Raw genomic sequence first — 20935 nt, forward strand, 5'->3', positions numbered from 1 at the left:
TCTAGTAATCTTGTCGGGCAATTTCTTGAATCAATACGTCTGTCACGGTGTCGCCCATGTCTTTACGTGCGATCTCTACCAATGCCTGCCGAAGTATGGCTAGATTGCGTGCGCTGGTGAATTCACCATCAAACCCACCAATGTGCGCATGATCGAACAGAACTTGCAGAAATGAGTCACGCAGCTTTGGCTCTCTCAAAAACACGGCGTCTTTTTGTCCTGCTTCGACTTCGATACTCAGGGACATAACAACCATTGCGTTAACCCGTTCGTCATTGACGATAGGGACAACAAACTGGTTGTTTAGTTTTACGTATTCACTGGTTGGTGGTTCTTCGCTTTCGCTTTCGCTATCAAGTTCCTTTTGCTTTTCGGCATGAATCTGTGCTTCTTCCTCAGTCATTTCCGGAGGTGGCGGACGCAAAAAAACACCGGCGCCGACACCAGCGCCGGATCCAACAAGTAGCAAAATGAGAGGGAGTAGTTTTTTCATGATGTCACTTCCTTAAAATGGGAGAATTCGGTCGAGAATTTGCTGACCAATTCGTGGTTGCTGAACATCTGTAATCTGACCGCGCCCACCGTATGAGACTCTTGCAGAAGCGATTTTATCATAGGTGATTTCATTTTGCCGTGAGATATCTTCCGGACGCACGTAACCTGTCACCAGAAGCTCACGAAGTTCAAAGTTGACGCGCAATTCTTGTGAGCCCGAGATAGCCAATACACCGTTGGGCAATACATCGACGATGGTTGCTGCGACACGAAGCGTAAGTTTCTCTTTACGTTTTACGGACCCGTCTCCGGAAGATGTACTGCTTGAGTTAACGGAGACCAATTCCGAGGAAGATGCCCCGTCGGGCAGTTTTTCGTCTAGTCGTTGAGGTAATCCACCCAGCTGTGGGATTCCCAATGTTTCGCCTCCGGATCGTGATCTAGCTGTGGCGTTTGATATTTCGGCCTTTTCGTCAATTTCTATCACAACCGTCATAATGTCGCCCCGCTGTACGGCACGTCTGTCACCCAAAAGAGATTGCCTTGTTCCGCTCCAAAGAGATGCTTGATCTTGTGGTCGCTGCGCTTCAAGACGCACGGGCAAGCCTTGTGAGATCATTGCGGAATGCTCCGCGCTGTCCGTTGGCTTGGAAAACGACGGAGCTTTGCCGAGATGATCGCTACCGCCACATGCGCTGATGAGGAAACTTAGACCGACAAAGCCGATTGTGTGTTTTTGCATTTTATACCTTCCTAGCGGGATACTTTTATCGTTCCATCAGGTTGAACATATCCAAAAATGGTTGCACGGGATGACAGGTTCATAATCCGCACCCTGTCTCCTACCCCACCTCGGTCCAAGGATCGGCCCTCAGTGGAGATTGCCAATTTTGCACCAACATATCGAAGCGAAACGATCTGGTTTCGTTCAACTAAGGCAGGTGGTCCGACGTGGTCGAAGTGAATTGGGCGATTCGGGTAAAGCGCCACGCGAGCTTCTTGCCCGACAACATCAGCGGCATACGAAAAGCTGTCTGCACGATCTCCTGGCAAAACGCCCAAATCCGACGCCACGATCACCGTTCCGGGCCGAATTGTGCGAGTGGTCACCAGGATGTCGGCCATGGCCTGATACCCTGAGAAAACTAATGCTGTTGCGCAAACCCATTTCATCATCGGATTTGCGTCGTTGCGCCCATCATCTGATCCGCTGCAGAAATGACTTTGGCATTCATTTCATAGCCCCTTTGGGCTTCGATCAGTTCGGTGACCTCGCGAACGGCATCGACCGAGCTGTCTTCAAGAAACCCTTGACGCAAGGTCCCCAAGCCGTCGGTTCCCGGGGTTGAGTTGACAGGTGCTCCTGAAGCTTCTGTTTCAGAAAACAGGTTTCCACCCAAAGCTTCCAATCCTTTTGGATTCGAAAACCCGGTTAAGGTAAATTGCCCTAAAAGCTGCGCAGCAGTTGCGTCTGCAAAGTATGCGTAAACTTCACCGTCAGCGTTGATCGAAATGCTGCGCGCGTCTTCAGGAATGACAATATCCGGGGTGACGGGAAAGCCGTCAGATGTCACAATTAGACCGTCACCGGTTCGTTTTAAGCCACCATCACGGGTGTAAGCCGAAGCGCCGGATGGAAGTGTCACCTCCAGGTATCCGTTTCCTTCAATCGCAACATCCAAGTCACCGCCGGTAGCAGACAAAGATCCCTGAGCAAGTTGCATTGAAACCGCAGCGGGCCGCACACCTAGACCCAACTGCACGCCGGTCGGAAGAACGGTCCCATCTGATGCGTTTACAGCCCCTGCGCGTGCCATCTGTTCATAGTGCAGGTCAGCAAACTCTGCGCGACGGGCATTGTAGCCGGTCGTGCTCATGTTCGCGAGGTTGTTGGAAATGGTTTCCACACGCATTTGCTGAGCGGCCATTCCGGTTGCGGCAATTTGTAAAGCGCGCATGATTTCTCCTTAAGATTTTGTCAGTGATTCAATGGCTTGACGCACCCGTTCGTCTTCGCTTTCCAAGAAGTTTTGACCCATTTCATATGCCCGCTGCACTTCGATCATCCGGGCGAGCTGTGTCAGGGGTTGAACGTTGGATCCTTCCACAAACCCTTGCAGGACGCGGGCGTCCACGGCAGGCTCGAACCCTGCATCGGCCCGAAACATTACGCCGTCCTCGCGCACCATGTCGTTTGGTGCATTGGGTGACACGACACCCAATTGGCCAATCAGAGTGCCGTCTGCACTTAGGGTTCCATCATTGGATACAGAAATGGATCGCGCACCAGGGGGTACGAAGACAGGTGCCCCCCCCGCGTCCAAAACTCGAAATCCATCGTATGTAACGAGATCGCCAGCAGCGTTTGGTGAAAACGCACCTGACCGTGTTAGCCGTTCGCCCAAGGGGGTTTCGATCAGAAAATAACCATCCCCTTCAATTGCGAAATCAAAAGTACCGCCACTTGGCGTCAGCGCACCTTGCAGAAAAGACGTTTCCCGAACATTGCCTTGTCCCATCGACAATGATGGGCCGTTCTCAACACCTTGCACATATTCAGAGAAAATAATGCCTTCCTGCCGAAAACCGGTTGTTGCCGAATTGGCAATATTGTTTGCTATGACTTGCATCTCACGGGAAAGGCCGGATTGCCGAGTTATGATCGTATACCCTGTATTGTCCAATCTAACCTCCTATAATTAAAGGAATTATTCTATCTTGAAAGAAGGCGACCAAAGTTTCGGTCATGAAGCCCATGGACATCCAAAAAACGATGACAATCGCTGCAAGTTTAGGAACGAAAGTTAAGGTCATTTCCTGAATGGAAGTAAGCGCTTGAACCAGGCCGATGGATACACCGGCCAGCAGAGCGACAGTGAGGATTGGAATTGAAACAAGAACTGCAATCCACAACCCTGCTCTCATTGTGTCGTAAAAGATGATTTCGGTAATCATCAGACAGGCATTCTCAAAATTTCTTGATATGCCTCGACGACTTTGTTGCGGACGGTCACTGCTGCTTCTACAGCAAGCTCTGTTTGCGCCAAGGCTTGCACCAGCGCATGCGGGTCAGCGTCACCGATCATTGCCTGCTTAGCAGCTGCTTCGCTGTTCGCGAGTGTTTGTGCAAAATCTATTGCGACCTTGCCTAAACTTGTTTCTGACGCGCCTTTTGGATCGGGTTGAGTGGCAGGTTTCGACGCGGCGTACTTTTGTACAGCTGAAATTAAGTTCATATCCATTCTGGATCTCCTTGATTTAGATAATTATCGACGTAGCAAGTCCATCAAGCCTGAAGACATCTTTCGTGTTTGCTCGAACATTTTCAGATTAGCTTCGTAGCTGCGTTGGGCTTCGCGGGCATCAGCCAATTCAATCAGCAGATTGACGTTTGATCCGTCAAAATGTCCGGTGTCGTCAGCCAATGGGTGAGATGGATCGTAAATACGTTCCAGTTCGGTACGATCCAAGTTAACTTTGCCCGTTGAAACACTTGCGACATCGCTTCGTGTCCCAAATTCTGATTCAAATTGTACGGTTTTGCGCCGATATCCCGGAGTGTCAGCATTTGAAATGTTTTCAGACAAATGGCGTAAACGCATAGCTTGAGCTTTTAACCCACTGGTTGCCACGGTGAGTGATTTTGAAAAATCGGTCATTTATCGACGTCCCAATGATTTGTGCAGAATGTTCAAGGACGATTTGTATATGGCCAACGCCCTATTGTGTTGGCGCGAAACCTCTGTGGCCTTCAGCATTTCTGTTTCAATGGACACACTATTGCCATCAGGAGAAGCTATAGATTTTTCTTCAAAGGCGTTCAGTGCAATCCCGGAGTGAGTCCCATGCAGGTGTTTGTCGCGAGTCGCTTTTTGCAAACCAGTCTGGTTTTCACCTGTATATGAGCTTTTAAAATCGGGCAGATCCAGGGACTTAAACCCGGGCGTGTCTGCGTTTGCGACATTCTGTGAAATGATGGCTTGTCTTTGACCGGCATGGCTTGCCATCGCATGCGCAATTTTAAAAACATCCAGATTTTCAAACATCAGGGCTTCTCCCTTGTGAAATTTCAACCAAGGCTTAACCCTGATTCCTTTAGAAACAGTGAGCGAAGTCCGGAGGATTTTCATGAACAACGAAAAAAATGTAAGCGCCCTTCGTGGGCAATTGGCGAAAATCAGCGCTATTAGAACTGTGGGTCGAGTTGACGCAGTCGAAGGGGGCGTAGTTGTCGTCTCGGGATTAGAGAGCGACGCGCGCATCGGCGATCGTGTTACAATCATTCGTCATGACGAAGCCTCTTTGTCAGGAGAGGTCGTTCAGCTGTCTTCAAATCTTGTTACCGTTTTGCCTGACGGGCCTGTGGAAGGCGTGGCGCTTGGCAATAAAGCTATGGTTCATGGCGCCGCTACCATTTCACCTTGCAATGATTGGATTGGGCGCATTGTTGACCCAGACGGACGTCCGCTTGATAATTTGCCTTTACCAGAAGGCGGAGTGCCGTCGCCATTGAAAGCGCCTCCGCCAGCCGCCGGACAACGGCGTCCTATGGGCGAAAGGCTGGCTACTGGTTTGGCTGTGTTTGATACAATGCTGCCGATCGTCCGCGGTCAGCGCATTGGTCTTTTTGCTGGATCGGGTGTCGGGAAGTCTAGTTTGTTGGGCAGTTTGGCGCAGAACATGGAAGCCGATGTTGTCGTAGTGGCTATGATTGGGGAACGCGGCCGTGAAGTGCGCCATTTTGTCGAGACAGTTTTGGGCTCGGAGGGTTTAGCTCGCTCGGTCATCGTCGCCGCCACCTCAGATCAATCTCCTTTGTTGAGGCGGCGTTGCGCTTGGTCAGCGATGGCCGTTGCAGAATATTTCCGTGATCAAGGTAAGTCAGTTTTGTTCTTAGCGGATTCGATTACTCGCTTTGCTGAGGCACATAGAGAAGTCGCTGTCGCGGCTGGTGAGGCCCCGGTTTTGCGGGGCTATCCGCCCTCAACATCACATATGATTATGTCTCTTTGTGAAAGATCTGGAACAGGAGGACCGGCGCAAGGCGACATTACAGCGGTGTTTAGCGTTTTGGTGGCTGGATCAGACATGGATGAGCCAATCGCAGACATACTACGCGGAGTGTTGGACGGACACGTGGTTTTAGACAGAGCGATTGCGGAGCGAGGGAGGTACCCAGCTGTGGATGTCCTGCGATCTGTGTCTAGGAGCTTGCCAGCAGCTGCGACTGATCAAGAAAACAACTTACTAGGACGAACCCGCCGAATTTTGGGAACTTATGCAAAAAATGAAATGATGATAAGTTCCGGCTTGTACGCTCATGGAGCGGATCCGGAGATTGATGCAGCGATACAAGCATGGCCAGATCTGGACGAATTTTTAGCTTCAAGTACTCCAAAAGGGGTAAGGAACGGCTTCGATCAGCTCGGTCTGATTTTGCGTAGAGTCAAGACAGTACCTCGGCCGACAACACATGCATGAGTGCACTCGCATTCAATTTATTTGAAAGTAGACTTTCAGTTAACCGCCGATCATCAATTTCTCGTCGCTAAAAGCCTGTCTTCTCTTGGAATGAGAGTGCGCAGTGCTTTAAGGCATTTGTAGTGATCGCCTTGGACCAAAGCATCAGATGCCATATCCAAGTGCTTCCTGCTGTCTGTGTCCACAAACACTTGGCTTAGTTCTTCGATATGACGCAGCAAGGGTAGGTGAGCGTCATCAGTAGTCGTATCGCCAGTCAAAACCAGTTGTACGGCATAACAAACTCTTCTCACTGGCGTTTTTGCATCTTCTGGATGAATTGCATCCCTAAGCCGAAGTATGTTCGCATCTGGAGACATAATTGCCAACCGGCTACGGCGATCACCATTTTCAATTACAGCCCCATTTATGAGAATACGCTCTTTTGGGCTCAGTTTTAAAATTAATCCACTCATTTTGAAGCGCCCTTATTTTTAAGCCCTCTGATTACGGCCATGTTTATTTCCAACAACGGCATAACAGACGCTTTTTCCCGCAAAATTTTGGTCGTATGCTGTGCCGTAAACTCTGATAGATAAAAGACGCGAGCCCGTAACTCTTGAGGTAAGCTATTGTCAGCATCGGACACATCGATGGCCAGAGTATTCCAAAGCCGCCGATTGTCATGCAATGCTTCTGCATATTTTGAAAAATCAGTTTTGGCCTTTTGTGCAGTTGCACGTAATCTATGGGTCACTTTTACAATAACATCGTATTCTGCTCTGCGGTCAGTCTGGGTGGTAGCCGCATGTTGGGCATAGCCATTTTTTGCTTTTGAGAATGCGTTCACATTACAGCTTTCAAATTAAGTTGAAGTCATGAGTATAGAAAGCCCGGGGCGCATTTCTGCGCCCCGAATCGTTAACTTAACGGAAGAGAGACAACAAAGTCTGAGGTGCTTGGTTTGCAATCGACAAGGATTGAACACCCAGCTGCTGTTGTGTTTGCAGAGCTTGCAAACGAGCAGACACTTCTTCCATGTCCGCATCTACCATCGCGCCGATGCCTGATTTCAAAGAGTCAGACAAGTTCGAGATAAACTCGGCTTGGGTAGAGATACGACCTTCCACGGAACCAAATGCGGCTGACGCATCAATTGCTGTATCGATCAAGGTTTCAATTGAGCCCAAAGCAGCGGCTGCCCCACCGCTAGAGGACACGTCAATTGCAGCCAACGCGCCCAAACCCCCAGCGCCTGCGTTTGTAACCTGTGCGGACACGGAAACAGAATTGACACTATCGTTTGTGATCACGATCGCATTTGCAGCTGTACCAGGATTGTAGTCCACCCTAATACCTTCAGTACCTGCTTCGATGGCAGACTTCAGGCCAACGGCGACCACCGCTGCAGTATCAGAGGACGTAACGTCTTCTGATGTCACGGTGTACGAAATTTCACTTTCGCCAAAGCGCATTGAAATTTTGTCACCTGCAGTCAACTGTGTGTCATCAATGGCTAATGTATCAGTCCCGGTCGTTGCGTCCAGTGAAACACCAAAACTATCACCAGTGGTTGCTGCTGTACCAGTCGTTAGGGTAAAGACATCTCGTGCAACGTAAGCACCACTGGATAAATCCTGGCCAGCAACGGTGATGGACGAAGATGAGACAGCACCAGTTGAATCGCGATCAAGCGATGACAAAACGTTTGCTGATGCCGTGTTCCCGTCGACCAAATTCAGTCCGTTGAACTGCGCTGCGGATACAACTGAAGAGATCTGCTCTTTCAGGGCCGTGACATCATCGTTGATTTTACCACGGTCAACATTGTCTTCTTGGGCAGCAACAATTTTGCCTTTCATTTCTGTCAGCAGATCAGTGATCGATTCCGATGCGTTCCGCGCAACGGCAACTGACGCTTCGCCCAGTGACAGACTATCAGAAATGGCTTTGAAACCTTTTACATCGGACTCCATCACCTTCGAAATGGCCCATACCGCAGAGTTGTCTTTGGCATTAGCGACGGATTTACCAGTTGAGATTTCGTTGGAGGTCATTGCTAGGTTTTTGTTGATCCCTTTGAGGGTTTGCAACGCAACCATGGCACTGTTGTTTGTAAGAATGCTCGACATTTGCACTTTCCTTCTTGTGACGCTTTACGTCTGTTTGATTCCGACCTGTATGGTCCGGACAGGATGTCATTCTGACAGCTGCATTATCCATTTTTGGAGATGCGCCACTCGTCATGAGTGCGATCCAAACATGCGCCGAAAAGTGCTAACGGTTTGCTAAATTTCCTAATTCCAATTCATCACATTTTATTCAATCGCTTCAGGCTCGTTTTTCGACAGATCGGCTTGTTTGCAAATCAACTGTTTTTTTTCTGCCCTGTGCATCGTAGGTGTCCAGCGATCCGCGTATGCGTCGCATCGTCGCCAAGCGGCGCGCAACTGTTCGAATTCCTTCAAGTGCCGAATTTAACAAGTCTTGGTTGCGCTTGACCTTATCATTCAAGTTTTCCAGTTCGACGCGATCAGTTTCCTCTTGTGCATTAAGTGTTTCAATTAAAATTTCTTTCTCTTTCAGTAGAGAAGATATTAATTCAAGATCTCCATCCAATAACGCTCGACGCTCGTCGTCCAGTATACTATCCAGTGCGCTAATTGTGTTTTGTAAAAGATCATCCATTCTCGTGGCGCTCCTTTAATGAGTTGTAAATTGATTCGGCCAAGCCAATTCCACCAGAACTAACCATTGCTTTGGCATGTTGTTGGACTAGAAAAGAAGAAAACTGATCTTCGCCAGCACCGCCACCGAAGCTTTCCCGTGATTCGCCAAGACCGGCAGCCTTTAACATCTCGCCTAAAAAAGTTGCTTCTAGATTCTCCGCCGCTTGACGTAACGCTTTGTCATCCTTTGGCGTTAGGGCTTTCGTTGCTTGGGCACTCTGTGTGATTTCTATCATGTGCATATCTCTTCAATTGAAAGTACTTTTCAGATAATGCAGGCAAACCAGTAAAGAACTGGTAACTATACATGTACATAGTAAGCGTATCGAAGAAGAATTCTTGGAGCGTTCGGGTGCACCCATTACAATCTACATTTTTAAATTCTGTCACCGCTGGTGTAAAATCTACAACTGAAAACAGTATCGAGACTGAAGGTGAAGATAGTTTTGAAGATGTGCTGCTGGCCGCGGAACGTGAGCTGGAAGCTGATGGATCTGATAGATTGGACGAAGACCCTGACGAGGTGTTAGTGCATGCTGCAGATATTGCGCGGGACGCTGAGACCAAACTGGAAAAACCTTCGACTGCGACCGAAAACACCCTTCAGGACTCAGGTGAAGTTCGAGGCAACAAGGTGCTTCTGGAAGACACCACAAAAGAGGTGCCAAAAGTGGTTGTGACTGTTCGGGGTTCAGAGAAACCTGAAGAGCAAGTCATCCCTTTTAGCCCAAAGAACTTGAAAAATTCGATTCAACAAAGCGCACCTGAAGAACATACCGTAGTTGAAACCACTGATGCTGATGCTGGTTCGGCCTCTTTGGGGTTTGAGAAAAAAATAGTCAGTTCCTCTGTCCGGACGCCTCTGGAGCAAATGATGGTGTTGCCTCCTGGAAGGCAACCGTCGGATATGGCTGCAGAGTCTGTGACGGATACAGCCACCGAAATTATTAAAAAAGGTGAAGCAGAGATTGGGGTTAAAGCATCTTTGTTTGATACGGCAAACGTTCAAAGACTTGAGTATGATCTGTTAAAAAGTGGGCGTGGATCCGCGACGCTGGTGGTGAACAAGAGTGATATTGCGGCTGAAGAAGCCCAACTTGACGCCATTGATTTTGACGTTCGGATAACCAAACCAAATCAACCTGAGATCATTACACCGAAGGTGTTGTCGCATCCAGTTCAGTCCATATTGCATGCTCAAATGCCGGAAAATTTGCGAAACGCGAACCCTAAAATAGCACAAATTGCTGACGTTTTGGAAGTGGGTTTAGCGTCAATTGATACCCCCGCGGAAACCAAATCTTCACCATCGCCAATTTTGCCGGCTACGCCGCGCCCGGATCATCAGGTTGCGGTAGCAAAGCAATTGATTGAAGCGGTAAAAAGCGCACAAGCTGCGGATAAAGTTATAGAAGTTGCCTTGAACCCTGCGGAATTGGGTAAAGTTCGTATGATGTTAACTCCTGTTGAAGCCGGAATTTCGGTAAATATCTTAGCTGATCGTTCTGATACGCTTGATTTGCTGCGCAGGCATATCGGTGATCTGGAACAATCCTTCATGGACATGGGGTATGACGACATCAACTTCTCATTTGGGCAAAACCCATCAGAACAATCGGACTCTGGCTCAATTTTTGATGATGACCCAGAAAGCGTGACCGCACAGGTAGCGCAGTCAAATATTGCTAATAGTGCTTCTGAAAACACGTTGGCCTATGCGTCCAACGGTATTGATATTCGTGTGTAAGGATTAAGAAAATGACCCCGATTACCCAGACCAGTACGTTTGCAAATAGTATCGCGATGCAAACAGGACAGCAGCAAGCACCCGCAGAGGCAGGGTCTGTTCTGTCCTCTGATTTCGAAACATTTTTGCAGATGTTAACCGCGCAGGCAAAGTATCAGGACCCTTTGGAGCCAATTGATTCGTCTGAATACGCGGCTCAATTGGCTCAATTTTCGATGGTTGAACAGCAAGTGAAGGCAAATGAGCTGTTGTCTGCACTGGGAACCCAAATTGGGGCAGGGAATATGGCCGAGATGGGAGGCTGGATTGGTATGGAAGTCCGTAGCGCAGCGCCTGCTCAATTCAGCGGATCTCCAATTACATTGGCGCCGAATCCACCTGCGGCAGCAGATGAGGTGTTTCTTGTTGTAAGAGATTCAAATGGCGCCGAAGTGCAGCGAATGACCGTACCAAACAGCGCAGAACCGATTGAATGGGCTGGCGTGGGTGATGATCAAACACCGTTTGAGGACGGCGTGTACAGCTTCGAGCTTGAAGCATATGCGAATGATTCCCTGATCGGTTCCACTGCCGTTGAAAGCTATGCAAGAATCACTGAAGTGCGCAGCGAAGGCGGCGCGACTATGCTGGTACTGCAGGGGGGTGTTTTGGTATTCCCTGGTGAAGTCACCGCAATTCGGGAAGATGCTTAACTTGAGATGCCGTAGTCTGCCCGTCCGATAGAGGTGTATGCAACGAATCCGGCGCGCTTGGCGTCCTTTTCCGAATAGATGTTTCGCAGATCGGCTAAAGCTGGTCGCGCCATACGGTTTGCGACGCGTTTCAAGTTTAGGGCGCGAAATTCATTCCATTCGGTCAAAATGACTGTCGCGTCGGCGTTTTGTACCGCTTTGTACGCATCGTCCAGCCAGTTGACACCGGGTAGTAGGTCTTGGCCTTCCCGTTGCCCCTGTGGGTCCACAACCCTAACTTTGGCACCTGCACCTACAAGGGCTGGAACAATCGTTAAGGCCGGAGCATCCCGCATGTCGTCGGTGTTGGGTTTAAACGTCACGCCAAGGATCGCGATCGTTTTTCCGTTTACAGAACCTTCGCAAATATCGACGATCTTATCGATCATGCGCCGTTTGACTTCATCGTTTACCTTAATGACGGCTTCAGTGATCTGCATAGGCATGGAATGGTCCTGCCCCATGCGTGCCAAAGCCTGAGTATCTTTTGGAAAGCAACTGCCGCCATAGCCGGGACCTGCATGCAGAAACTTGTTTCCGATACGCCCGTCTAGCCCCATGCCTTTAGACACCATTTTCACGTCTGCCCCTGTGCGTTCACACAGGGCGGCAATTTCGTTGATAAAGGTAATTTTGGTAGCCAAAAATGCGTTGGCTGCGTATTTTATCATCTCTGCGCTTTCCAGATCGGTGGTCATGATTGGAAAATCTCGCAGGTAGAGGGGTCTGTAGACTTCCGCCATGACGTCAGCCGCGCGGTCGTTTTGCACCCCAACGACAACCCTGTCTGGGCGCATGAAATCATCGATGGCAGCACCTTCACGCAAAAACTCAGGGTTTGATGCGACGTCATATTCGACATCTGGATTGGCTTTGCTGACGACATGTTTTACTTGTCTGTTTGTTCCAACCGGAACAGTCGATTTGGTTACGATGACGGCATATCCTGTCAGCGCCGTGGCGATTTCTTCGGCAGCAGCCATGACATACGTTAAATCCGCGTGCCCGTCGCCGCGTCGGGTTGGCGTACCAACAGCGATAAAAATAGCCTCGGCCCCGTCAACAGCCTTTGCCAGGTCCCCCGAAAACGACAGCCGTCCCGCCGCAACATTTTTTGCCATCAATGCATCGAGACCGGGTTCATAAATTGGAACTTTGCCAGCTTCTAGCATCTCGATCTTTGCGGGATCCTTGTCGACACATACAACATCATGCCCAAAGTCTGAAAAACATACACCGGACACCAATCCGACATACCCGGTGCCAATCATTGCGATCTTCATCTGCTCACCTCTTTACGCGGTTTGGGTGCTGGAATGGGCCACGGCACCGCATGTGTCAATATTGGAGGGCCCGTTCGTCAGTTTTGAACGCATGAAGGGTCTATTCAGGCACAGCCTTAAAAATCGAGCATGGCCAACCCGGCATAAACAGCGGGCATTATCACGCGCCTTGCTGCGCCAAACGGGAACTGTGCGGGGGGATCTGACATTGCCAAAGGACGTGATACTGCGTCATCCTTCATGACCAATTGACTTAGTAGCTTGCCCACATAGCTGCCCATGGCCACGCCGTTCCCGTGAAAACTGAGTCCTGCGAACATGTTCTCCGCATCTGGAACTTGTCCAACAAACGGCAACTGACTGCGGGCAACCGAGACCATGCCTGACCAATTGTGGGTTATGTCGACCTGCGACCAAGCTGGGAACATTTTCCGAAAATCTCGAAGTGCGGCTTGCATTGAACGTAAGTCGGATTGCGCAGAAGCTGTTAATCCGCCGCGCATTCCAAACAAAAACCGTCCATCCGGCAATAGCCTGAAATAATGCAATAAATTGCGCGTATCGAAGGCCATCTGAGCGCTTGTCCAGCCCTGTTCGGCTTGTTCCTGATCGGAAATCGGGCGCGTGACGATCACGTTTGACTGCGTGGGCATGTATCTTCCCGCAAGCCAGTCCGGCACTGTTTCGCTTGAATATCCGTTGGTCGCGACAATGACTTTGTCGGCTTTCAGTTGGAAATTCCCAACATCCAATACCCACATATTGGCTGTGCGTTCCGCTTTGACGACATCAGCATTTTCAAAAATGCGGACGCCTGCGTTACTTGCAGCTGTAGCGAGCCCCAAAAGATATTTCCGAGGGTTTAAAGCAAAGCCGATTGGCGTTGTCATTGCGCCGAAGAATGGACCGGATAAGCCTTGGGCAGCCATGTCATCTTGCGAAGTGTACTGCGGTACAACGCCATAGTTTTCCTCGATCTGCTCCGCAGATGCCAGCAGGTGGTTCATGTCTTTTGCGCGGTGCGCGACTGCTGTTTCCCCATTCGAGTGGCGATCAACATCCAAACCCAAATTTTGGATCAAATCGCCGACATATGAAACGGCCAGTTTTTCGGTTTCCCGATAATGCAGGCGATCTTGCTTACCGAACCGTAAATCCAAAAGCGCATCGCTTGCGGTTCCACCGCCCAAGCAGCAGAAACCGCCATTGCGCCCCGATGCGCCCCAACCGATTTCGTTCGCGTCCAGCACAACAACGTCCTTGCCCGCTTTTGCCAGATGGTAGGCTGCGTTCAATCCGGTAAATCCGCCGCCGATGATTGCTATACTGGCGGAATCATCTGCGGTCAGCGATGAAAATTGCGGTATGGTGCAGGTTTCATCCCACCAGCAGTGCGCCTTGGGTTCGGGACCATACGCGTAGCTTGGAAAAATGTGCCTCATGTGATGCGGGCTGCGGATTGTTCTTCTTGCTGCATGCGAATGGTTTGGCGCTTTGATGCCAGCGATGCGGTGATCACTCCGACGGATACCAACGCGATCAGGATTGAACTAAGCGCATTGATTTCCGGACTGACGCCCAATCTAACAGATGACCAAATTTTCATGGGTAATGTGGTTGCCGATGGGCCTGAAACGAATTGCGCAATGACCAAATCGTCCAGCGATAAGGTAAAGGCTAACAACCAACCTGCGACCACTGCGGGCGCAATGATGGGCAAAGTTACCAGCCGAAACGCAGCGAAGGGTGTGGCCCCGAGATCCAGCGCGGCTTCTTCCAAGGAACGGTCAAATGACATCAGGCGTGACGAGACAACAACCGACACAAAACACATCGAAAACGTGGTATGCGCCAAAACGATTGTCATCGTGCCGCGATCCAGACCGATGCTGATGAACAACAAAAGCAGCGACAAACCTGTGATCACCTCGGGCATGACCAAGGGCGCATAGATCATGCCGGAAAACAGTGTTCGCCCGAAAAACCGACCGCCGCGCACTAAGGTATAGGCGGCCATTGTGCCAAGGATTGTGGCACAAGTCGACGACACGACGGCCACTTTCAAGGTGACCCAAGCTGCGTCCAGAAAGGCCTCGTTCTGAAACAGTTCGCCGTACCATTTTGTGGAAAACCCGGCCCAAACCGTCACAAGCTTTGACTTGTTGAAGCTGTAGATCACAAGGATCAGCATCGGCAGGTATAGAAACGCAAAACCCAGGGTGAGGGAAACGACATTGAATGGGCTCAGACGGTTCATTGATCCGCCTCCGCTTGGCGTTGTTCATTGCGTTGAAACAGGACGATGGGAATGATCAAAATCAGCAACAAGATTACGGCTACAGCTGATGCGACGGGCCAATCGCGGTTCGAGAAGAATTCTTCAAACAGCACTTTACCGATCATCAAAGTACCTGAACCGCCCAGCAACGATGGAATAACAAATTCGCCCAACGCCGGAATAAAGACCAGAAAACACCCTGCAATGATCCCGTTTTTCGACAATGGAATTGTGACCAACCAAAAGGCCTGCAGGCGTGAGCAGCCTAAATCTTCGGCCGCTTCAATCAAGGAACCATCCAGCCGTTCCAAAGCTGCGTAGATGGGAAGGATCATGAAGGGGACATAGGTGTAAACGATGCCGATGTAGACAGCGGTGTTGGTGTTCAAGACCACCAAGGGTTCCGAAATTATGCCAATTCCCATCAAGAATTGGTTCAGGAACCCTTCTGTGCTTAGGATGCCGATCCATGCATAGACCCGTATTAAAAAGCTCGTCCAGAAAGGTAAAATTACCAACATCATCAAAGTGGCCCGCCATTCCTGAGGGGCGCGTGCCATGGCGTAAGCGATTGGATACCCCACGATCAGCGTTAGAAACGTAGAGATTAACGCAATGCGGGCCGAGCTTAGGTAGGCTTTCCAGTACAGATCATCCGTGGTCAGGAAGGTGAAGTTTTCGATGTCCAGCTGCGACAGCAAACCCCATAATCCGTCTTTCATCGTGGGCGAGTACGGGGGAATAGCCAGCACAGAATCCGACAGCGAGATTTTGAACACCATGACAAATGGCACCAGAAACAACGCCAAAAGCCAAATGTAAGGCACTGTTATTAAAAACGTGCGCCTCATTTGTCCAAAAGCACTCCGGCTGTTGCCGTCCACGACACCCAAACTGGATCTTCCCAAGTAAAACTGCGGCGCGACACGCGTCGTGTGTTTGCAGTTTGCGCTTTTATCGTTTGGCCGGTGGCAAGTTCGACGTAATACGTCGACAAGTTCCCCAGATACGCGATGTCCAGCACTTTGCCTTGAACCGCATTGTCCGCTTCGGGTTTGTCTGCAGTGATTGAAATCTTTTCTGGGCGGATCGCAAGATGGCACGTTTGGCCATCGGAAAAGGGCACGGCGCTGGTGGCAGTTGCGGGTGTGCTGCCCCCCCAATCGACGCGGTACATTTCGCGGCCATAGGCAGATGCTGTGCCGCTTAGAATGTTCACGTCCCCAATGAAATCGGCAACATAGACAGAATTCGGCCCCTCGTAGATGCGTTCGGGCGTGGCCACTTGAATGATGCGCCCTTCGTCCATGACGGCGACGCGCGAAGCGACGGTCATGGCCTCTTCCTGATCGTGGGTCACGATGACAAATGTCGTGCCGGTCTTTTCCTGAATGTCCATCAATTCAAACTGCGTGTCCTGACGCAGCTTTTTGTCCAAGGCGCCAAGTGGCTCGTCCAGCAACAGCAGCTTTGGGGCTTTTGCCAAAGATCGTGCCAGCGCCACGCGTTGACGTTGACCGCCAGAAATCTGATGTGGTTTGCGCCGCGCAAACTTTTCCAGACGTGTCAGTTTCAACATTTCATCCACACGGGTGGCGATTGCATCTTTGCCCAGGTTGTCGCGCTTCAATCCAAAAGCGATATTGTCCCAGATCGAAAGGTGCGGAAACAACGCATAGCTTTGAAACATCATGTTCACGGCGCGTTTGTTGGGCGGCACGCCGGCAATGTCTTTGCCGGCCAGCCCGATGACGCCGCTTGTTGGGTTTTCGAACCCCGCCAGCATCCGCATCATTGTGGTTTTGCCGCAACCCGACGGGCCAAGCAGTGCAAAGAATTCTTTTTCGAAAATATCCAGCGTCAGATCGTCGATGGCGGTGAAATCGCCAAAGCGTTTTGTGACGTTGCTGAAGGTGATCAACGGCTTTTCGCTCGGATCATCCCAAGGGGCAAAAACGGTCTCGGCCAAAGGTATCCCCTATGTCATGGTTTAGGGCGCGACCTGTGCCGCGCCCATAGGATCAGGAAGTTAGGTGCCTGATTTGATTTTAGTCCACAAACGCGTCACGACGCGCTGCACTTTCTGCGGATAAGGCGTTGTTGTGTATAGGTTTTCCAGCGTGGTTTCGTCCGGGTAGATCGCTGTATCACCAATCACATCTTCGACAAGAAATTCTTGCGACGCTTTGTTGCCGTTGGCGTAGTAAACGTAATTCGACGCCGCCGCCATGTTTTGCGCATCCATGATAAAGTTCAGGAATTTATGCGCTGCATCCGGGTTCGGTGCATCGGCCGGAATTGCCATTTGGTCGAACCACATCAATGCGCCCTCAGACGGAGCATTATAGGCGATCTCTACGCCGTTCTCGGCTTCTGCCGCTCGGTCACGGGCTTGCAAGATATCGCCAGACCAACCGAACGCTACGCAAATGTCACCATTGGCCAAGGCGTTGATGTATTCGGAGCTGTGGAATTTGGTGATATGGGGGCGCACACCCATCAAGACCGCTTCGGCTTTTGCAATGACCTCCGGATCATGGCTGTCGGGATCTTCGCCCAAGAACTGCAACGCTGCGGGGATCATTTCGGCAGGAGCATCCAGAAAATGCACACCGCACTCAGCCAGCTTTTCCATATTGGCGGGGTTAAACACCAGTTCCAAAGATCCCATCGGAGCGTCTGCGCCTAATATCTCTGTGACTTTGCCGACATTCACGCCAAGACCCGTAGTGCCCCACATGTAGTTGATGGAATGGGCGTTTCCGGAATCATATTGATCTGTCCGCGCTTCAATCACGTCCCACATGTTGCCTGCGTTGCTCAGCTTGGATTGGTCCAATGGCTGGAACGCGCCTGCGGAAATCTGGCGCTGCAAAAACGTGCCGGATGGCACCACCACATCGTAGCCGGAAGAACCCGTAAGCATCTTTGTTTCCAGCACTTCATTGCTGTCGAAGACGTCATAGATCAACTTGATGCCTGTTTCTTCTTCGAATTTGGTCAACAACTCTTCGTCGATGTAATCGGACCAGTTGTAAACGCGGACCTCTTCGGCAAAGGCTGATGTGGCGGTCAACGCAGCTACAGCAACTGTAGCAAGCAATCTTCGTGTCATAAGGTATCTCCCGTGCGGTGCGCCGGGTTGATCCCGGTCAGTTTGTATAGAACCAAGTTTTGTATCACGCGGCAAGAAGATGTTGGCTCTTCCCCGTTGAAAGGGTGATTGACTGCCTGAACGAAGCCCATATTGTCGACGCGTTGCACGTTTTGAAAGGATGCCCCATGTCTGCCATCACAAACCACTTGCCCACGGTTGAGCTACAAGCATTGGATGCGGCGCATCACATGCATCCGTTTACAACCGGAAACGAGCTTGCAGAACGTGGGGCAAGGGTCATCACACGGGCTGAAGGGGTGTATCTTACGGACAGCGAAGGCAATGAAATCCTTGATGGCATGGCGGGTCTTTGGTGTGTGAATATCGGTTACGGGCGGCATGAATTGGCGGATGTGGCAGCCCGCCAAATGCGCGAACTTCCCTATTACAATACCTTCTTTATGACGACTCACGCGCCTGTCATTGCCCTGGCCAAAGAAATTGCGTCGCTTGCGCCTTCGCATTTGAACCAAGTGTTCTTTGCGGGCTCAGGGTCCGAAGCAAATGACACCAACATTCGAATGGTGCGAACCTATTGGGCCATGAAAGGCAAACCGGGCAAGTCGATCATCATAAGCCGGAAAAATGCTTATCACGGATCGTCGGTGGGTTCCGGATCGTTGGGCGGCATGACGCCCATGCATGAGCAAGGCGGTCTGCCAATTCCCGACATTCACCATATCGATCAGCCCTACTGGTGGGCGGAAGGTGGCGACGCAACACCGGAAGACTTCGGATTGGCGCGGGCGCAGGACCTTGAAAAAGCAATCCTTGCAATGGGCGAAGATCGTGTGGCGGCCTTTATCGCAGAACCTATTCAGGGCGCAGGCGGTGTCATCATTCCACCTGCAACGTATTGGCCTGAAATCCAGCGCATCTGCGACAAATACGAGATTTTGCTGATTGCTGATGAGGTCATTTGTGGCTTCGGGCGCACAGGCAATTGGTTTGGGTCTGAAACGGTTGGGATCAAACCCGACATCATGACAATCGCCAAAGGCCTATCGTCCGGGTATCAACCGATCGGTGGTTCCATTGTCTCGGACGAGGTTGCCGATGTTATCAATGCGGGGGAATTCAACCACGGCTATACCTATTCTGGCCACCCTGTGGCATCCGCAGTCGCGTTGGAAAACCTGCGCATCTTGCAAGAGGAAAACGTTCTTGGCCACGTGCGCGATGTGGCTATGCCTGCACTTCACGAGGTGTGGCATGGGTTGAGTGATCACCCTCTTGTGGGGGAAACGACCATTGTTGGAATGATGGGATCCTTGGCGCTTACGCCTGATAAAGACAGCCGGGCAAAATTCGCTATGGATGCGGGTACAGCGGGCTATATGACGCGGGAACGTTGCTTTGCCAACAACCTGATCATGCGGCATGTCTATGACCGCATGGTGATTTCACCACCGTTGGTGATCACGCCAGAAGAAATCACGACTTTGGGCAAACGTGCAAGGCAAGCTTTGGACGAAGCCTATACACAAATGAAAGATCAAGGCCTTTTGAAACCAGCATCCTGAGGGGCCAGCCCCTCAGACACCCCGGGATATTTTTGGCGAAAAGAAAATGGGGGATGATTCAGGTTGAACATCCCCCATAGATAAAGAAGCTTTGCTTCTCCTCGCACAGTCATCGGCGTCCCCGCCTGTACTGCCGGACCATCATGAATTTTGATCGTTAATATACTGTGCATCTTCTTGCTAAAAATATCCCGGGGGAGGCCAAAGGCCGGGGGCAAAGCCCCCATTCAAGGTTTCGCAAAAAGTTCACGTGGCATGTTGCTGAAGGTTTCGGCCCGCCCAGTTTCGCAAATGCGAATGCTTTCTGTGATCTCCAGTCCCCATTTCTTCGTCCAAAGCCCTGGCATCAGGTGGAATGTCATGTTCGGTTCCAGAATGGTTTCATCATCGGCGCGTAAGGAAATGGTACGTTCGCCCCAATCTGGTGGATAGCTTAGGCCGATGGGATACCCACATCGTGCCGCGCGTTCGATCCCGGCCTTTTGCAAGCAGGCATCCAAGGCCCTGGCCACGTCACAGGCACGATTTCCCGCGCGGGCAGCATCAATGCCAGCATCCAAACCTTCGACCAATGCAGCTTCGGCGCGCTTCATGTCTTCGGGCGGGGTGCCTAAGAACAAGGTTCTGCACAAAGGTGCGTGATAGCGTCTATAACATCCCGATATCTCGAAAAAGGTAGCTTCGCCTGATACAAATGGTGTTCCGTCCCACGTCAGATGAGGGGCGGCGGCATTTGCGCCGGAAGGCAACAGGGGCACGATAGCAGGATAATCACCCCAAGCGCCTTCAACGCCGCGAATGGCGTCGCGGTAGATTTCTGCAACGATTTCGTTTTTCGGAACGCCGGGTTCGACCCGGTCCAACAGCCCATTGATTACTTTCTCAGAAATCATGGCAGCTTTACGCATGTAGGTGAGTTCGGTTTCGGATTTAACGGTTCGCTGCCAGTTCACCATGCCCGTCGCGTCGGCGAAACCGATGTTTGGCAGGGCCTGAAGCAGAACGGAAAAGGCCTTGGCTGAAAAGTAGTAGTTGTCCATTTCCACGCCCAGATTGCGAATGCCGAGACCATCGAGATGCCGTGCGAGATCCTCCATCGGGTGTTTTACATCAGATTGAACATGGTCATCCGAATAGCCAATGACGCAATCATCTTGCATCCAAACTGTGCGAAGGGCGCCATTGGTATCTTGGCTTCGGCCCCACCAAATAGGGTCTGCATCTTGTGTCACAATCACACCTTGATGCACGTAAAAAGACCAACCGTCGTATCCGGTCAACCAGGCTTGATTGGAAGGGTCTGTTACCAGCAAAGCATCCAACCCTGCCATAGCCATAGCAGTCCGCACCATCAAAAGACGATCGTCATATTCACTTTGCTTAAATGGTAGATTCGGTTTTTCCACTGTTGGTTCCTTTGCAACACAGGCCGGTGCCCTAAGGTTCAACCATGCCGCCCAAAAATGCCAGTCGATGCGACCAATTTCGTCTCTTTTTCGGAAAATCGACCTTTCATGCGCAGATTTGTGACA

Annotated in this window: 25 protein-coding genes; 4 read left to right on the forward strand and 21 right to left on the reverse strand. The window is 50.7% G+C overall.

The genetic code is table 11. The annotated features are described in order from the left end of the window. Position 1: 1 nt before the first annotated feature. Genes ABJL60_RS01390 through ABJL60_RS01430 form a run of 9 tightly spaced genes read right to left on the reverse strand, consistent with a single transcriptional unit; the run spans position 2 to position 4541 of the window. On the reverse strand, positions 2 to 493 hold the full coding sequence (locus ABJL60_RS01390; protein ID WP_348285295.1) for a flagellar basal body-associated FliL family protein: 492 nt from the start codon (positions 491 to 493) through the stop codon (positions 2 to 4). A gap of 12 nt (positions 494 to 505) precedes the next feature. Continuing rightward, the gene (gene flgH / locus ABJL60_RS01395) at positions 506 to 1237 is read right to left on the reverse strand and encodes a flagellar basal body L-ring protein FlgH (protein ID WP_348285296.1); all 732 of its coding nucleotides are present in this window, start codon (positions 1235 to 1237) and stop codon (positions 506 to 508) included. Between the two features lie 11 nt (positions 1238 to 1248). Continuing rightward, the gene (gene flgA, locus ABJL60_RS01400; RefSeq protein WP_245925891.1) at positions 1249 to 1620 is read right to left on the reverse strand and encodes a flagellar basal body P-ring formation chaperone FlgA; all 372 of its coding nucleotides are present in this window, start codon (positions 1618 to 1620) and stop codon (positions 1249 to 1251) included. 47 nt (positions 1621 to 1667) lie between these two features. Next, complete coding sequence (flgG, locus tag ABJL60_RS01405; RefSeq protein WP_108826702.1) at positions 1668 to 2453, reverse strand: flagellar basal-body rod protein FlgG; 786 nt, start codon at positions 2451 to 2453, stop codon at positions 1668 to 1670. Between the two features lie 9 nt (positions 2454 to 2462). Further along, positions 2463 to 3179: a flagellar hook-basal body complex protein gene (locus ABJL60_RS01410; RefSeq protein WP_108826701.1), complete on the reverse strand. Its 717-nt coding sequence runs from the start codon at positions 3177 to 3179 to the stop codon at positions 2463 to 2465. A 1-nt stretch (position 3180) separates the two neighbouring features. After that, positions 3181 to 3450: a flagellar biosynthetic protein FliQ gene (locus ABJL60_RS01415; RefSeq protein WP_348285297.1), complete on the reverse strand. Its 270-nt coding sequence runs from the start codon at positions 3448 to 3450 to the stop codon at positions 3181 to 3183. Continuing rightward, a complete protein-coding gene (gene fliE / locus ABJL60_RS01420; protein ID WP_348285298.1) occupies positions 3450 to 3737 on the reverse strand; it encodes a flagellar hook-basal body complex protein FliE in 288 nt (95 codons plus the stop codon). Before fliE ends, ABJL60_RS01415 begins: the two co-directional genes overlap by 1 nt. 24 nt (positions 3738 to 3761) lie before the next feature. After that, a complete protein-coding gene (gene flgC / locus ABJL60_RS01425) occupies positions 3762 to 4154 on the reverse strand; it encodes a flagellar basal body rod protein FlgC (protein ID WP_348285299.1) in 393 nt (130 codons plus the stop codon). Next, positions 4155 to 4541, reverse strand: a complete 387-nt coding sequence (locus ABJL60_RS01430) for a FlgB family protein (protein WP_348285300.1) — start codon at positions 4539 to 4541, stop codon at positions 4155 to 4157. Between the two features lie 82 nt (positions 4542 to 4623). Between ABJL60_RS01430 and ABJL60_RS01435 the strand changes: the two genes are divergently transcribed. After that, positions 4624 to 5976, forward strand: a complete 1353-nt coding sequence (locus ABJL60_RS01435) for a FliI/YscN family ATPase (protein WP_348373462.1) — start codon at positions 4624 to 4626, stop codon at positions 5974 to 5976. Positions 5977 to 6029: 53 nt separating this feature from the next. Here ABJL60_RS01435 and flbT read toward each other — a convergent pair whose 3' ends face one another. From flbT to ABJL60_RS01460, 5 genes are all read right to left on the reverse strand, one after another. Then, on the reverse strand, positions 6030 to 6431 hold the full coding sequence (gene flbT, locus ABJL60_RS01440; RefSeq protein ID WP_348285302.1) for a flagellar biosynthesis repressor FlbT: 402 nt from the start codon (positions 6429 to 6431) through the stop codon (positions 6030 to 6032). Then, entirely contained in the window at positions 6428 to 6805 is a 378-nt protein-coding gene (gene flaF, locus ABJL60_RS01445) for a flagellar biosynthesis regulator FlaF (RefSeq protein ID WP_348373463.1), read from the reverse strand. Before flaF ends, flbT begins: the two co-directional genes overlap by 4 nt. A gap of 76 nt (positions 6806 to 6881) precedes the next feature. After that, complete coding sequence (locus ABJL60_RS01450) at positions 6882 to 8087, reverse strand: flagellin (RefSeq protein WP_348285304.1); 1206 nt, start codon at positions 8085 to 8087, stop codon at positions 6882 to 6884. A 199-nt stretch (positions 8088 to 8286) separates the two neighbouring features. Next, positions 8287 to 8643 (reverse strand): flagellar biosynthesis protein FlgN, encoded by a 357-nt coding sequence (locus ABJL60_RS01455; RefSeq protein WP_348285305.1) that lies wholly within the window; start codon positions 8641 to 8643, stop codon positions 8287 to 8289. Further along, on the reverse strand, positions 8636 to 8920 hold the full coding sequence (locus tag ABJL60_RS01460; RefSeq protein WP_348285306.1) for a rod-binding protein: 285 nt from the start codon (positions 8918 to 8920) through the stop codon (positions 8636 to 8638). Before ABJL60_RS01460 ends, ABJL60_RS01455 begins: the two co-directional genes overlap by 8 nt. 71 nt (positions 8921 to 8991) lie before the next feature. Here ABJL60_RS01460 and ABJL60_RS01465 point away from each other — a divergent pair, with 71 nt between their 5' ends. Together ABJL60_RS01465 and ABJL60_RS01470 are read left to right on the forward strand one after the other, a co-directional pair. Next, a complete protein-coding gene (locus ABJL60_RS01465) occupies positions 8992 to 10431 on the forward strand; it encodes a flagellar hook-length control protein FliK (RefSeq protein WP_348373464.1) in 1440 nt (479 codons plus the stop codon). 11 nt (positions 10432 to 10442) lie between these two features. Then, the gene (locus ABJL60_RS01470) at positions 10443 to 11123 is read left to right on the forward strand and encodes a flagellar hook capping FlgD N-terminal domain-containing protein (RefSeq protein ID WP_348285308.1); all 681 of its coding nucleotides are present in this window, start codon (positions 10443 to 10445) and stop codon (positions 11121 to 11123) included. Here ABJL60_RS01470 and ABJL60_RS01475 read toward each other — a convergent pair. From ABJL60_RS01475 to ABJL60_RS01500, 6 genes are all read right to left on the reverse strand, one after another. Next, positions 11120 to 12445 (reverse strand): UDP-glucose/GDP-mannose dehydrogenase family protein, encoded by a 1326-nt coding sequence (locus tag ABJL60_RS01475; RefSeq protein WP_348373465.1) that lies wholly within the window; start codon positions 12443 to 12445, stop codon positions 11120 to 11122. The genes ABJL60_RS01470 and ABJL60_RS01475 overlap by 4 nt on opposite strands. 116 nt (positions 12446 to 12561) lie before the next feature. After that, positions 12562 to 13887, reverse strand: a complete 1326-nt coding sequence (locus ABJL60_RS01480) for an FAD-binding oxidoreductase (RefSeq protein WP_348373466.1) — start codon at positions 13885 to 13887, stop codon at positions 12562 to 12564. After that, the gene (locus ABJL60_RS01485) at positions 13884 to 14702 is read right to left on the reverse strand and encodes an ABC transporter permease subunit (RefSeq protein WP_108826687.1); all 819 of its coding nucleotides are present in this window, start codon (positions 14700 to 14702) and stop codon (positions 13884 to 13886) included. The genes ABJL60_RS01480 and ABJL60_RS01485 overlap by 4 nt, the downstream gene beginning before the upstream one ends. Beyond that, complete coding sequence (locus ABJL60_RS01490; RefSeq protein WP_348373467.1) at positions 14699 to 15574, reverse strand: ABC transporter permease subunit; 876 nt, start codon at positions 15572 to 15574, stop codon at positions 14699 to 14701. The genes ABJL60_RS01485 and ABJL60_RS01490 overlap by 4 nt, the downstream gene beginning before the upstream one ends. Continuing rightward, positions 15571 to 16692: an ABC transporter ATP-binding protein gene (locus ABJL60_RS01495; protein WP_348285312.1), complete on the reverse strand. Its 1122-nt coding sequence runs from the start codon at positions 16690 to 16692 to the stop codon at positions 15571 to 15573. The genes ABJL60_RS01490 and ABJL60_RS01495 overlap by 4 nt, the downstream gene beginning before the upstream one ends. A gap of 60 nt (positions 16693 to 16752) precedes the next feature. Continuing rightward, positions 16753 to 17838 carry a polyamine ABC transporter substrate-binding protein gene (locus tag ABJL60_RS01500; RefSeq protein ID WP_348373468.1) on the reverse strand — a complete coding sequence of 362 codons (1086 nt, stop codon included), beginning with the start codon at positions 17836 to 17838 and terminating at the stop codon, positions 16753 to 16755. Between the two features lie 167 nt (positions 17839 to 18005). Between ABJL60_RS01500 and ABJL60_RS01505 the strand changes: the two genes are divergently transcribed. Continuing rightward, complete coding sequence (locus ABJL60_RS01505) at positions 18006 to 19403, forward strand: aspartate aminotransferase family protein (RefSeq protein ID WP_348373469.1); 1398 nt, start codon at positions 18006 to 18008, stop codon at positions 19401 to 19403. A gap of 227 nt (positions 19404 to 19630) precedes the next feature. On the opposite strand, the gene ABJL60_RS01510 is transcribed toward ABJL60_RS01505, so the two are convergent. Further along, complete coding sequence (locus ABJL60_RS01510; RefSeq protein ID WP_348373530.1) at positions 19631 to 20755, reverse strand: M24 family metallopeptidase; 1125 nt, start codon at positions 20753 to 20755, stop codon at positions 19631 to 19633. Positions 20756 to 20935: the final 180 nt, after the last annotated feature.

It is taken from the genome of Ascidiaceihabitans sp. (assembly GCF_039986515.1).
GTDB lineage: Bacteria > Pseudomonadota > Alphaproteobacteria > Rhodobacterales > Rhodobacteraceae > Ascidiaceihabitans.

Coding starts and splice junctions, on each gene's coding strand:
- ABJL60_RS01390 (WP_348285295.1), bottom strand. CDS start 493: ATGAAAAAACTACTCCCTCTCATTTTGCTACTTGTTGGATCCGGCGCT.
- flgH (WP_348285296.1), bottom strand. CDS start 1,237: ATGCAAAAACACACAATCGGCTTTGTCGGTCTAAGTTTCCTCATCAGC.
- flgA (WP_245925891.1), bottom strand. CDS start 1,620: ATGGCCGACATCCTGGTGACCACTCGCACAATTCGGCCCGGAACGGTG.
- flgG (WP_108826702.1), bottom strand. CDS start 2,453: ATGCGCGCTTTACAAATTGCCGCAACCGGAATGGCCGCTCAGCAAATG.
- ABJL60_RS01415 (WP_348285297.1), bottom strand. CDS start 3,450: ATGATTACCGAAATCATCTTTTACGACACAATGAGAGCAGGGTTGTGG.
- fliE (WP_348285298.1), bottom strand. CDS start 3,737: ATGGATATGAACTTAATTTCAGCTGTACAAAAGTACGCCGCGTCGAAA.
- flgC (WP_348285299.1), bottom strand. CDS start 4,154: ATGACCGATTTTTCAAAATCACTCACCGTGGCAACCAGTGGGTTAAAA.
- ABJL60_RS01430 (WP_348285300.1), bottom strand. CDS start 4,541: ATGTTTGAAAATCTGGATGTTTTTAAAATTGCGCATGCGATGGCAAGC.
- ABJL60_RS01435 (WP_348373462.1), top strand. CDS start 4,624: ATGAACAACGAAAAAAATGTAAGCGCCCTTCGTGGGCAATTGGCGAAA.
- flbT (WP_348285302.1), bottom strand. CDS start 6,431: ATGAGTGGATTAATTTTAAAACTGAGCCCAAAAGAGCGTATTCTCATA.
- ABJL60_RS01450 (WP_348285304.1), bottom strand. CDS start 8,087: ATGTCGAGCATTCTTACAAACAACAGTGCCATGGTTGCGTTGCAAACC.
- ABJL60_RS01455 (WP_348285305.1), bottom strand. CDS start 8,643: ATGGATGATCTTTTACAAAACACAATTAGCGCACTGGATAGTATACTG.
- ABJL60_RS01460 (WP_348285306.1), bottom strand. CDS start 8,920: ATGATAGAAATCACACAGAGTGCCCAAGCAACGAAAGCCCTAACGCCA.
- ABJL60_RS01465 (WP_348373464.1), top strand. CDS start 8,992: ATGTACATAGTAAGCGTATCGAAGAAGAATTCTTGGAGCGTTCGGGTG.
- ABJL60_RS01470 (WP_348285308.1), top strand. CDS start 10,443: ATGACCCCGATTACCCAGACCAGTACGTTTGCAAATAGTATCGCGATG.
- ABJL60_RS01475 (WP_348373465.1), bottom strand. CDS start 12,445: ATGAAGATCGCAATGATTGGCACCGGGTATGTCGGATTGGTGTCCGGT.
- ABJL60_RS01480 (WP_348373466.1), bottom strand. CDS start 13,887: ATGAGGCACATTTTTCCAAGCTACGCGTATGGTCCCGAACCCAAGGCG.
- ABJL60_RS01485 (WP_108826687.1), bottom strand. CDS start 14,702: ATGAACCGTCTGAGCCCATTCAATGTCGTTTCCCTCACCCTGGGTTTT.
- ABJL60_RS01490 (WP_348373467.1), bottom strand. CDS start 15,574: ATGAGGCGCACGTTTTTAATAACAGTGCCTTACATTTGGCTTTTGGCG.
- ABJL60_RS01500 (WP_348373468.1), bottom strand. CDS start 17,838: ATGACACGAAGATTGCTTGCTACAGTTGCTGTAGCTGCGTTGACCGCC.
- ABJL60_RS01505 (WP_348373469.1), top strand. CDS start 18,006: ATGTCTGCCATCACAAACCACTTGCCCACGGTTGAGCTACAAGCATTG.
- ABJL60_RS01510 (WP_348373530.1), bottom strand. CDS start 20,755: ATGGTGCGGACTGCTATGGCTATGGCAGGGTTGGATGCTTTGCTGGTA.